Source organism: Pseudomonas emilianonis, from assembly GCF_023072625.1.
GTDB classification, from domain to species: Bacteria; Pseudomonadota; Gammaproteobacteria; order Pseudomonadales; family Pseudomonadaceae; genus Aquipseudomonas; species Aquipseudomonas paraveronii.
This window is the reverse complement of sequence record NZ_JAKNRV010000161.1, coordinates 1-11,435: the sequence shown is the minus strand read 5'-3', so window position 1 is coordinate 11,435 and position 11,435 is coordinate 1. Positions and strand designations below refer to the sequence as shown.

Here is an 11,435-nt window from a genome sequence, read left to right as displayed (position 1 = left end):
CCCGGCCCGCCGCTGTGGATTCTCGACGAACCCTTCACCGCCCTCGACAAACAAGGCGTCGCCCAGTTGGAAGAACATCTGGCCCGGCATTGCGAGCAGGGTGGCCTTGTCGTGCTGACGACTCACCACAGCCTGACGCGCCTGCCCGCCGGTTATCGCGACCTGGACCTGGGGCGGTGGTCGGTATGAGCGTGTTCGCCCTGTTGGTGGCCCGCGAGGCGCGGCTGTTGTGCCGTCGCCCGGCTGAACTGGCCAATCCGCTGGTGTTCTTCGCGATTGTCATCGCGTTGTTCCCGCTGGCGGTCGGCCCCGAGACTAAACTGTTGCAAACCTTGTCTCCGGGACTGGTGTGGGTGGCGGCCCTTTTGTCCGTGCTGCTCTCGCTGGACGGGCTGTTTCGCAGTGATTTCGAGGATGGCTCCCTGGAACAGTGGGTCCTTTCGTCGCACCCCCTGCCGCTTCTGGTATTGGCCAAGGTACTGGCACACTGGGCGTTTTCCGGCTTGGCGCTGGTGTTGCTCTCGCCGTTGCTGGCAATGATGCTAGGGTTGCCCAGCGAATGCCTGCCCGTATTGCTCATGTCCTTGTTGCTCGGCACGCCGGCGCTCAGCCTGTTGGGCGCGGTGGGCGCGGCGCTGACGGTGGGTTTGAAACGCGGCGGCCTGCTGCTGGCCCTGTTGATTCTGCCTTTGTATATCCCGGTGTTGATCCTGGGCAGCGGCGCTTTGCAAGCCGCGCTCATGGGCATGCCGGCGACCGGTTACCTCTTGTGGCTTGGCAGCCTGACCGCCCTGGCGGTAACCCTGACACCCTTTGCCATAGCGGCCGGCCTGAAGATCAGCGTCGGCGAATAATGAAGTCTGGTTACGTGTAACCCGTTCTTCAACATAAGAAAGGCCCTACGCTTCTTGCAACCACAAGACGCAACCGTGATGGAAACAGCAATGAACTGGACCTGGTTTCACAAGCTCGGCTCGCCCAAATGGTTTTACGGCATCAGCGGCAAGCTGCTGCCGTGGTTGAGCATCGCCGCCGTATTGCTTATCGGCCTCGGCCTGGTCTGGGGCCTGGCCTTCGCACCGCCGGATTACCAGCAGGGCAACAGCTTTCGCATCATCTATATCCACGTGCCTGCCGCGATGCTCGCCCAGTCCTGCTACGTGATGCTGGCGGTGTGCGGCATCGTCGGTCTGGTGTGGAAGATGAAGCTCGCGGACGTCGCCCTGCAATGCGCTGCGCCCATCGGTGCGTGGATGACCGCCGTGGCGCTGGTCACCGGCGCGATCTGGGGCAAACCCACCTGGGGTTCGTGGTGGGTGTGGGATGCGCGACTAACGGCCATGCTGATCCTGCTGTTCCTGTACTTCGGTCTTATTGCCCTTGGCAATGCGATCAGCAATCGTGACAGCGCCGCCAAGGCCTGTGCGGTGCTGGCGATTGTCGGCGTGATCAACATCCCGATCATCAAATACTCGGTGGAGTGGTGGAACACCCTGCACCAGGGCGCCACCTTCACCCTGACCGAAAAGCCGGCCATGCCCGTGGAAATGTGGGCGCCGCTGTTGCTGATGGTGCTGGGGTTCTACTGCTTCTTCGGCGCTGTGCTGCTGATGCGCATGCGCCTCGAAGTGCTCAAGCGTGAAGCCCGCGCCAGTTGGGTCAAGGCCGAAGTGCAAACCAGCCTGGGAGCGCGTGGATGAGTTTTGCTTCTTTGAGTGATTTTCTCGCCATGGGCCACCATGGCCTGTATGTCTGGACGGCCTATGGCATCTGCCTGGCAGTACTGGCCCTCAACGTCGCCGTGCCGATCCTGGCCCGCAAGCGTTACCTGCAACAAGAGGCGCGTCGTCTGCGCCGGGAGACCGATAAGTGAATCCGCTGCGTAGAAAGCGTCTGTTGATCATCCTTGCCATTCTGGCCGGCGTAAGTATTGCCGTGGGCCTGGCGATGAGTGCCCTGCGGGAGAACATCAACCTGTTCTACACCCCGACCCAGATCGCCAATGGCGAAGCCCCGCTGGACACGCGCATCCGCGCCGGCGGCATGGTGGAGAAGGGCTCCTTGAAGCGTTCCGGCGACTCCCTGGACGTCACCTTCGTGGTCACCGACTTCAATAAGGCCGTGACCATTACGTATCGCGGCATCCTCCCGGACCTGTTCCGTGAAGGCCAGGGCATCGTCGCCCTGGGCAAACTCAATGCCGACGGTGTGGTAGTGGCCGATGAAGTACTGGCCAAGCACGATGAGAAATACATGCCGCCGGAAGTTACCAAAGCGTTGAAAGACAGCGGCCAATCCGCCCCAACTCCAGCCAAGGAGGGCTAAGTGATGACGTCCGCACTGTATATTCCGGAGCTGGGCCACTTGGCGATGATCCTCGCCCTATGCTTCGCCATCGTCCAGGCCGTGGTGCCGTTGCTCGGCGCGTGGCGTGGCGACCGTCTGTGGATGAGCCTGGCGCAGCCGGCCGCCTGGGGCCAGTTTGCCTTCCTGGTGTTCGCGTTCGGCTGCCTGACCTACGCCTTTATGACCGACGACTTTTCCGTCGCCTATGTGGCCAGCAACTCCAACAGCGCCTTGCCCTGGTATTACAAATTCAGCGCCGTGTGGGGCGCCCACGAAGGTTCGCTGCTGTTATGGGCCCTGATCCTCGGCGGTTGGACCTTCGCCGTGTCGATCTTCTCCCGGCAACTGCCGCAAGTCATGCTGGCTAGGGTGCTGGCGGTGATGGGCATGATCAGCATCGGCTTCCTGCTGTTCCTGATCATGACTTCCAACCCGTTCAGCCGCATCCTGCCGCAGGTCCCGGTGGACGGGCGTGATCTCAACCCGCTGCTGCAGGACATCGGCCTGATCGTCCACCCGCCGATGCTCTACATGGGCTATGTCGGCTTCTCCGTGGCCTTCGCCTTCGCCATCGCCGCCTTGCTCGGCGGGCGCCTCGATGCGGCCTGGGCGCGCTGGTCGCGGCCATGGACCATCGTCGCCTGGGCCTTTCTCGGCATCGGTATCACCTTGGGTTCGTGGTGGGCCTATTACGAACTCGGCTGGGGTGGCTGGTGGTTCTGGGACCCGGTGGAAAACGCGTCCTTCATGCCTTGGCTGGTGGGCACCGCGCTGATTCACTCGCTGGCCGTCACCGAAAAACGCGGCGTGTTCAAGAGCTGGACCGTGTTGCTGGCCATCGCGGCGTTTTCCCTCAGCCTGCTCGGCACTTTCCTCGTGCGTTCGGGCGTTCTGACTTCGGTGCATGCGTTTGCGTCCGACCCTGCGCGCGGCGTGTTCATCCTGATCTTCCTGCTGTGTGTGGTCGGCGGTTCCCTGACTCTGTTCGCCCTGCGCGCGCCGGTGGTCAAGAGCCAGGTCGGCTTCAACCTGTGGTCGCGGGAAACCTTGCTGCTGGGCAATAACCTGGTGTTGGTGGTGGCCGCGTCGATGATCCTGCTCGGCACCCTGTACCCGCTGGTGCTGGATGCGCTGACCGGCGCCAAGCTGTCGGTCGGCCCGCCGTATTTCAACGCCTTGTTCATCCCGTTGATGGGCTTGTTGATGGTGGTCATGGCCATCGGCGTGCTGGTGCGCTGGAAAGACACCCCGGTGAAATGGCTGGTGGGCATGCTGACCCCGGTGCTGCTGGGCAGCGCGGCCTTGGCCGTGATCGCCGGTATCGCCTATGGCGATTTCAACTGGGCGGTCCTCGCCACGTTCATGCTCGCCGCCTGGGTGTTGCTGGCCGGTATGCGCGACATTGTCGACAAGACCCGCCACAAAGGCCTGATCAAGGGCCTGCCCACCCTGACCCGCAGCTACTGGGGCATGCAGGTCGCGCATATCGGCATCGCCGTGTGTGCCCTCGGCGTGGTGCTCTCCAGCCAGAACAGCGCCGAGCGTGACCTGCGCATGGCCCCCGGCGAGTCCATGGACCTGGCCGGTTACCACTTCATCTTCGAAGGCGCCAAGCATTTCGAAGGGCCGAACTTCACGTCCGACAAAGGCACTGTGCGCGTGGTACGCAACGGTAAGGAAATCGCCGTGCTGCACCCGGAAAAACGCCTGTATACCGTGCAGAGTTCGATGATGACCGAAGCCGGGATCGACGCCGGTTTCACCCGTGACCTTTACGTCGCTCTGGGTGAACCGCTGGGTGAGGGCGCCTGGGCGGTGCGCGTGCATGTCAAACCGTTCGTGCGCTGGATCTGGTTCGGCGGTTTGATCACCGCTTTTGGTGGTGTGCTCGCGGCGCTGGACCGGCGCTATCGGGTCAAGGTCAAGAGCCGGGTGCGTGAAGCTCTCGGTCTGCAAGGAGCGGCGGTATGAAGCGTTGGTTGATGGTCGTGCCGCTGGGGTTGTTTCTGCTGATGGCGGTGTTCCTGTATCGCGGGTTGTACCTGGACCCGGCCGAGTTGCCCTCGGCCATGATCGGCAAGCCGTTCCCCGCCTTCAACCTGCCGACGGTGCAGGGCGACAAAACCCTGACCCAGGCTGACCTGCTGGGCAAACCGGCGCTGGTCAACGTGTGGGGTACCTGGTGCATTTCCTGCCGTGTCGAGCACCCGGTGCTGAACAAACTGGCGGAGAAGGGCGTGGTGATCTACGGCATCAACTACAAGGACGACAATGCGGCGGCCTTGAAATGGCTGGTGGAATTCCACAACCCGTACCAACTGGATATCCGCGATGAAGACGGCAACCTGGGTTTGAATCTCGGTGTCTACGGCGCTCCGGAAACCTTCTTTATCGACGCCAAGGGCGTGATCCGCGACAAGTACGTCGGCGTCATCGATGAAACGGTCTGGCGCGAACAACTGGCCGCCAAGTACCAGGCCCTGGTCGACGAGGCCAAGCCATGAAGCGCTGGTTAGCCGCTGCCGTATTAGCCTTGGGCCTGGTGGGCGTGGCCCACGCCGCCATCGACACCTACGAATTCGCCAACGACGCCGAGCGCGAGCGTTTCCGCGACCTGACCAAGGAACTGCGCTGCCCCAAGTGCCAGAACCAGGACATCGCCGACTCCAACGCCCCCATCGCCGCCGACCTGCGCAAAGAGATCTTCCGCATGTTGGGGGAGGGCAAGGACAACCAGCAGATCATCGACTTCATGGTCGACCGCTATGGCGATTTCGTTCGCTACAAACCGGCGCTCACCGGCAAGACCGCGCTGCTCTGGTTCGGCCCCGCCGGGCTGCTGCTGGCCGGCGTTGTGGTGATGGTGGTGATCGTCCGCCGTCGCCGCGCCGCCCCTACCGATGGTTCCGACGCGCTATCCGCCGAAGAGCGCCAACGCCTCGACCAATTGCTGGACACCAAGACTGATGATTGATTTCTGGCTCGCAGCCGGCTTGCTGCTTCTGATTGCCCTGAGTTTCCTGTTGATCCCTGTATTGCGTGGCCGTCGTGCCCAGCGTGAAGAGGATCGCACCGCGCTGAACGTGACGTTGCGGATGTCCGATTCGCAGTCGGCCGATATCTCGAAATCGAAGGCGCCTGTGGAGGGCGTTGCATCAAAGTCGGCGATCTTGATGGTCGGCAGGGTGAGGGTACGGTTCAGATCGCCGGCCGCCAGGTTGCAGGTACCGGCGTTGACCTGGCCGACAAAGTTCAAGGTGCCTGTGGTTGCGGCCTGAGCCGCATGGGCGCTGAGGCCAGCAGTGATTGCCAGCAGTCGCGGCAGCGTGCGGATGTTCATCGGGTAATCTCCGGCGTTTCAGTTATAGGTAATGTTGACGGTGGCGGTACTGGCGAGCGTGCCTTGGCTGACCGCGCCGTTTTGGTGATAGGCGGCGCCGAGTGGCAAGACCGCACGGTTGTCGGAAACCACCAGCGTGCGGCTGCTATCGGTGCCGTTGGCGGTAATCGTCCGGGCCACCCCATTGATTCGCGAATACAGCCACAGCCCGATGCCACCGGCGCTGCCGGTATTGATGAAGAGCGCTTCGTTCCCGGGGGCGGGCGTGCCGGCGAGCCGAAAGGTGACGTGGGTGGCGTCGCTGCAGTTCGCCGTCAACTCGAAGTCGCGCGCGCCTGCGCTGATGGCATTTTGGAAGGCGCTGACTTGAACCGGGTCAAGCGAGATCGTTCGGTTGACGTCACCGGCCGCCAGATCGCAGGTGGCGGCGGGTCTGACGAAACGTACCGAGTTGTTGAGCCGCAGGCTAAAGCGGCCTAAGTAACCCCAGGGGCCGTGCAGTCTGTATTCAAAGATAGTTCCGGCAGGCACGACCCCGTCTGTTACCGGCCCGATTTTGTAAAGGGTCACCTTCGCGTTTGTGAAGGAGGGGTGCCTTCCGGGAGGCACGACGGCACCGGAAAAACTTTCGATGGCATAGGCACTGGTCGATGGGCGGGCGTCGCTGATGAGCAGCCGCATTCCAACCCCCGGTGCCTCGGTCGGATAGGACCCGGTTGTCGGGTCCAACGGTCTTGCATAGCGCCCGAAGGCCGAAGCTGGGGTGCCGGTGCGGCAATTGTAGAAGAGGGCAGGCACAGAGCCGCTGAATGCTTGTTGGGCGATCACACTTCCCAGCGGCAGGCTGTCGGGGACGGTAATCACGGCCGGGAGGGAGAGGCCAAGCTCGGCGTCAGGAGGATAGCTCTCGCACGCCGCTTGAGCCGCGATTGGCAAGCCAAGCACGAGCAGTATTGAAACGAGGTTTGTGGAGTGTTTCATCTTCAGTCCCGCCATAAAAAGTAGGGCGCTTGCCTGCGCCGGATCAACCGCCCGCACCACCTTTGCAGGCGCCCGCGTTCAGATGGCGCAGGCGGTTCGCGCCTTTAGCCGTCGATTTCGTACCCAGGTCGTAGTCCAGCCGACATATGCCCCCGGCATTGGCCCCCCACTTGACCGTCAACTGCCCCTGCGGGCGCGCCACACGGACAAACGCCTTACCGCCCTGCCCGACAATGCCGACACTGGCGCCGTCTTCATCGAAGACATCCGAACCAAAGGGAAGTGGATTGCTATCCTCGCTCAGGGCCGTGATCAACAAGGCCTGGCCGCTGACCGTGGCGAATTGCAGCTTCACCACCGAACCGGCGCGGGGGGCGACGTTTTGCGCGGCGCTCTTGAGCTCCACATCGACGGAAAGGTCCTTGGGGTCCAACTCGACGACGTTGCGGCGGTACGGCGTGAGATGGGGGACCACGGCATAACCGCGCTTGCCGATTTGAGCGCTGTGGTTGCCGTTGATCCGTGCGCCCTCGGCGTCGGGCGCCTGGACGATGCCGACGGTATCGCCCAACTCCGGCGCGAAGGTCACGCCGCCGGCATGCGCGACCATGCCGCCGGTCATGCCGAACGATGCCGAACGGTAGGCACTGCTCTGGCCAACGCTGGCGGAAAGCACACCTTGGCCGGTCTGGTATTTCATGTCGGCACTGCTGGCGTTGCCTCTGCCGTGCGTCTGGCTGGCGCCGATGCCGTAGCTGAACTCGCTGCGTTCACCCAGGCTGCCGCCGAGGGTCACGCGCTCGCCGCTGCTTTGATCGCCGCGATAGGCCGTGGTGGTCAAGGTCGGCGAGCGTGGGCCGTTGCCCAGGGGCAGGCTCAGGGTCAAGTCCACTTGCTTGTCGACGCGTTCGCTCAGCAAGTCACGGCTGCGCTGGGCGCTGAGGGTGTAGTGAATGCCTTTCCAGGCACCGCTGTAACCGGCGGTGAAGGTCAGGTTGGCGCTTTTGCGGTTCCAGTAGTTTTGTGAGGAACCGGTCAGGTACACCGTGCCGACGCCCAGGCTCTGGTTGAGGCTGATATCCATCCGGTCACGCAGCCGCGACAGGCTGTCGACGCGCAGCCCGTCGATGGCGAGGCCACGCACGCGTGCCGCGTCGGCCACGCTCAGGAAGCCTTCGGTGGAATACCGGTAGGCGCCGAGCGCAAAGTGGGTGCCGGTGTCTGCGAAGTTCTTGCTGTAGCGCATCTGCAGGCTTTGCCCCTCAAGGAAGCCGTGCCCTTTCAGGTGAGCGCTGGAGTGGGTCAGGTCCAAAGACAGCGCGCCAAACGCCGTGTTGAATGCCGCACCCGCCAGTTGCGAGCTGTAGTCGTCGGCCAGCACCGCGCCGGTGTAGCCGCTCAACAGGTTGCTGAGGCCATGCTGGTAGGTGGCCTGCAGCAGTTTGGGAGGGTGGCGCACGCCAATTTCATCCAGTTGGCCGAGACTCACCGAGTAGCGCTTATAGCCGGCACGCAACAGGTTGGCGTTGGCGGCGAACGGCACGACGAACTCGCGCCGACGCCCATCGGCTTCGGTGATCGTGACGTTCAGGTCGCCCCCATAGCCGGTCGGGAACAAGTCATTGAGCACGAACGGGCCGGGGGCGACGGAAACCTCGTCCAATAACACGCCGCGTTGGCGCACGCTGACCCGCGCGTTGGTCTCGGCGACGCCACGCACGACGGGCGCAAAGCCGGTCTGGGAGTCGGGCAGCATGCGGTCATCGCTGAACAGGCTGGCCCCGCGCAGGCGCACGCTGTCGAATAACTCGCCCGGGGTGTAGATCTCGCCCACCATCAGTTGTGACTGCAGTGGGCTCACGTCGCGCTGCACGTAGGTGGCGTTGCTTTGATAACCCGAGGCGCTGTCGGTTTGGCTGTAGCTGCCGTTGTGGCGCCAATGCCAATCGCCCAGGTTAAGCCCGGTATTGAGGCCCAGATAATGGGAGCTGAGCGCGCGGCCGTTGGTGCGGGTCGCAAAGGTATTGGCGTTGTAGCGCACAAAGGCGGCATCGATGCCGCTGTCCCACTGGCGCGGGTCGACATAGCCGCGCGCCTTGCGTGCCAGGTAGATCTGCGGAATCTGCAGGTCCAGGCGGTTTTCGCCGGCGTCGAATGGGCTGCTGGCGCCCGGCAGGTAGGTGGCGATATCGGCACAGTCGGTAAACGGTGAAGGGGCGGCGACACCGGCTTGGGCGGATTGCCGGTCGACCGCGTCCAGGTCGACGCCGAACCTGAGCAGCGCCTCACGCCCTAGGCACAACTGCGTGCTGTTCTGGCCTTCGACCGCCGCGAACGACACGGTTTCGCGCCCGATCCACTGGCCGTTGAGGTGGACGTCGGCGCGGTAGCTGCCGGGCAGCACAATGTTGCCCTGGCTGAACTTTGAAATATCGACCTGCAGGCCGCCCGCGCGATCCGCAAAGAAGGCCGGGTTGAATGCGACATGCTCCGCCGCGTGGGCATCCAGGGCATGAGCGCTGCTCAGCAGTAACAGGCATCGTGTCGTTAGCCGCAATCGAGGGTGTGTCAGGGGCCCGTGGCCTGGCCTGGCGTGCATGTTCAAACGCATGGTGACCGTTCCCGGAAAATAGGTGCTGTTCGAATTCGGGCATGGGTAAGCCCTGCCCTGAAAAAAGGGCATCAACCGAACGTGTGGAATGCAGTGAGTGAGGCGGCCAGCCGGCCTGCAGAGGTGCTGGCGGACGTATTTAGGCGGTCATGGCGCGACCTTGGTGCTGTGCGAGACCTTGGCCCCGAAATCGTCGAGCGTGCGGAACTCTACGGTGGCCGCGGCACCTGGCGGCGTTTTCAGGGTGGGTAGTTCGAAGCGTTGGCGAGCGCCGGGTGTCACCATGTTTTCGGCGCCTGATGTGGCGGCCTGGCGGGGATGACGCCGCCCCGACTCCAGCAGGTCGATCTGTTCGAATGTCACGTGATAAGGGCTCGGGTTGTAGACCTCCAGCGCCTGGCCTTGCGCGCTCGAAACGCGGCGCCATTGCAGTTTTCCAGGCGCGGACTCGACCGCGTAGGGCAGGTTCTGCGGGCGGAAAAACAGCTTGATCCGCGAGCGGAAGGCGAGTTGCAACTGGTTGCCCTGTTGGGCGCCTGGCGTCTGCGCGGGCACTTCCAGTACGTTGAACCAGAACAGGCTTTCCTCGGCCGACGGCAAGGTGTCGCCCGTGTAGGCCAGGCGCACGACCTGTTGTTTACCCGGCTCCATGCGAAAGATCGGTGGCGTGGCGACAAAGGGGATTCCGGCGAGGTCCGGCGTCGAGCGCTCGTCGCCGTTGTCCAGCCATGCCTGGATCAGCACCGGCGCCTGGTTCTTGCTTTCGAGCCGGACCGTCACCTCCTTGGCTTGCTGCGGGTAGACGATGCGCGTGCTGTTGATCACCACGCTGGCCTGCACGACGGCGGCGCCGAACAGCGCCCACGTCAACAGCAGGCACTTGGCTGGCAGGTGTGAAAGGGAAGTAGCGTTCATACCGTCAGTCACTGGGTGGAGGCAGGGGTGAGGCCCGCCGAATGGCGCACGCGGGCGCCGAAGTCGCTGACCGTCGTGAACTCAACCTGGGGCGTGCCACTGGGGCGTTCGCGCAGCAGCGGCAGCACAAAGCGTTTCACATCGCCGGCCGGCATTAGCAGGCTGTCATTGGCGGCCTTGTTCGGCGCTTTGCTGAACCGCTTGCCGTCGCTCAGCAAGTCAACCGAGGTGAGGGAAATATGGTACGGCGTCGGATTGGTTGCCTGTAGGGCGAAACCCTGGCCGTGGCGCACCAGTTGCCATTGCAGTTTCGCCGGGGCGCTGCTGACCGGGTAGGGCAGTGCCTGCGGTCGCAGGAATACCCGCAAGCGGCTACGGAACGCGAGTTCGATCTGGTTGTTCTGCGCGGCATCGGCGGCCAGCGGGGGGACTTCGAGCACATTCAGCCAGTACAGGCGTTCACGGTCGCCGGGGGCTGATTCGCCGGCATAGCGCAGGCGCACCGCCTGTTGCTGATGGGGCTCGATGCGGAAGATCGGCGGCGCCAGGCTGAACGGTGTTTGCGCCGTCGCGGGTGTCGAGCGCACGTCGCCGGCATCCAGCCAGGTCTGCACCAGCGCCGGGCGGTTGCCCTTGTTCTCCAGGCGTACAACTACCTCTTGCCGGTCGGCTGGGTAGATCACGCGTGTGCCGTAGATAATCACGCCTGCGTGGGCGCTGGATGCTAGCAGCGAGAACCCTCCGACAGCACAGCAGGCTAGGGCAAGGCGGGCGATTGTTTTCATCATCTGAGTGCTCTTCGAATCAGCGGGCAGACCCTGCACGACGGCGCAGGTCCGTTGCGTGCAAGGCCGGCATGCTGGTCCCTTAATCGGCGTACTCGACCAGGAAACCGACCCGGGTGCGGACCGTTCCTTCGGTGGCGGCGCCGCTGGCGTACATTTGCGCGGCCAGTGGGATGACTGCCTGGTTGTCGGCGATCACCACCCCCGCCGATTTCTCGGTGTAGACGTTAATGGGAGAGCCATCGCGGTTAGTCACTTCGATCTGTACGTTCTTGGCGTTGGTGGTGTCGGCCGGGTCGTTGTAGCCATCGATGTTCAAACGCCCGGTCGCCACATCGATGGCCGGGCTGGTTGGGTCGAAGGCCACCATCGCGGTGCGGCCGTTAGCGCAACTGCCTTCGCCCGGCCCACCGATGCGAATGGTGAAACCGGTCAGGTTGGCGCGATCGCCCGGGTT

General features: G+C 63.5%; 12 protein-coding genes and 3 pseudogenes. 9 read left to right on the top strand and 6 right to left on the bottom strand.

The features are described from left to right. The 9 genes and pseudogenes from L9Z73_RS16815 to ccmI form a co-directional block, all read left to right on the top strand. A pseudogene (locus tag L9Z73_RS16815) lies at positions 1 to 189 on the top strand (heme ABC transporter ATP-binding protein CcmA); the annotation flags it as partial. Further along, entirely contained in the window at positions 186 to 854 is a 669-nt protein-coding gene (gene ccmB / locus L9Z73_RS16810) for a heme exporter protein CcmB (RefSeq protein ID WP_017849435.1), read from the top strand. The pseudogene L9Z73_RS16815 and the gene ccmB, both read left to right, overlap by 4 nt. A gap of 90 nt (positions 855 to 944) precedes the next feature. After that, a complete protein-coding gene (locus tag L9Z73_RS16805) occupies positions 945 to 1,700 on the top strand; it encodes a heme ABC transporter permease (RefSeq protein WP_247403090.1) in 756 nt (251 codons plus the stop codon). Continuing rightward, positions 1,697 to 1,873, top strand: a complete 177-nt coding sequence (ccmD, locus tag L9Z73_RS16800) for a heme exporter protein CcmD (RefSeq protein ID WP_247403088.1) — start codon at positions 1,697 to 1,699, stop codon at positions 1,871 to 1,873. The genes L9Z73_RS16805 and ccmD overlap by 4 nt, the downstream gene beginning before the upstream one ends. Beyond that, positions 1,870 to 2,325 (top strand): cytochrome c maturation protein CcmE, encoded by a 456-nt coding sequence (gene ccmE / locus L9Z73_RS16795; protein ID WP_027607026.1) that lies wholly within the window; start codon positions 1,870 to 1,872, stop codon positions 2,323 to 2,325. Before ccmD ends, ccmE begins: the two co-directional genes overlap by 4 nt. A 3-nt stretch (positions 2,326 to 2,328) precedes the next feature. Then, on the top strand, positions 2,329 to 4,317 hold the full coding sequence (locus tag L9Z73_RS16790; protein WP_247403086.1) for a heme lyase CcmF/NrfE family subunit: 1,989 nt from the start codon (positions 2,329 to 2,331) through the stop codon (positions 4,315 to 4,317). Next, on the top strand, positions 4,314 to 4,850 hold the full coding sequence (locus L9Z73_RS16785; protein WP_247403084.1) for a DsbE family thiol:disulfide interchange protein: 537 nt from the start codon (positions 4,314 to 4,316) through the stop codon (positions 4,848 to 4,850). Before L9Z73_RS16790 ends, L9Z73_RS16785 begins: the two co-directional genes overlap by 4 nt. Continuing rightward, positions 4,847 to 5,320, top strand: coding sequence for a cytochrome c-type biogenesis protein (locus tag L9Z73_RS16780; RefSeq protein WP_247403082.1), 474 nt, complete (start codon positions 4,847 to 4,849; stop codon positions 5,318 to 5,320). Before L9Z73_RS16785 ends, L9Z73_RS16780 begins: the two co-directional genes overlap by 4 nt. Beyond that, positions 5,313 to 5,438, top strand: a pseudogene (gene ccmI / locus L9Z73_RS16775) (c-type cytochrome biogenesis protein CcmI); the annotation flags it as partial. The gene L9Z73_RS16780 and the pseudogene ccmI, both read left to right, overlap by 8 nt. On the opposite strand, the pseudogene L9Z73_RS16770 reads toward ccmI, so the two are convergent. From L9Z73_RS16770 to L9Z73_RS16745, 6 genes and pseudogenes are all read right to left on the bottom strand, one after another. After that, positions 5,426 to 5,686, bottom strand: a pseudogene (locus L9Z73_RS16770) (fimbrial protein); the annotation flags it as partial. The pseudogenes ccmI and L9Z73_RS16770 sit on opposite strands and share 13 nt — an antisense overlap. An 18-nt stretch (positions 5,687 to 5,704) precedes the next feature. After that, positions 5,705 to 6,667, bottom strand: coding sequence for a fimbrial protein (locus L9Z73_RS16765; RefSeq protein WP_247403080.1), 963 nt, complete (start codon positions 6,665 to 6,667; stop codon positions 5,705 to 5,707). 43 nt (positions 6,668 to 6,710) lie between these two features. After that, positions 6,711 to 9,266, bottom strand: a complete 2,556-nt coding sequence (locus L9Z73_RS16760; protein WP_430624299.1) for a fimbria/pilus outer membrane usher protein — start codon at positions 9,264 to 9,266, stop codon at positions 6,711 to 6,713. A 159-nt stretch (positions 9,267 to 9,425) separates the two neighbouring features. Beyond that, positions 9,426 to 10,193: a fimbrial biogenesis chaperone gene (locus L9Z73_RS16755; protein ID WP_247403075.1), complete on the bottom strand. Its 768-nt coding sequence runs from the start codon at positions 10,191 to 10,193 to the stop codon at positions 9,426 to 9,428. Between the two features lie 8 nt (positions 10,194 to 10,201). After that, positions 10,202 to 10,978, bottom strand: a complete 777-nt coding sequence (locus L9Z73_RS16750) for a fimbrial biogenesis chaperone (RefSeq protein ID WP_247403092.1) — start codon at positions 10,976 to 10,978, stop codon at positions 10,202 to 10,204. 82 nt (positions 10,979 to 11,060) lie between these two features. Further along, positions 11,061 to 11,435 (bottom strand): fimbrial protein (locus L9Z73_RS16745; RefSeq protein WP_430624298.1); only part of this gene is annotated, 375 nt, incomplete at its 5' end.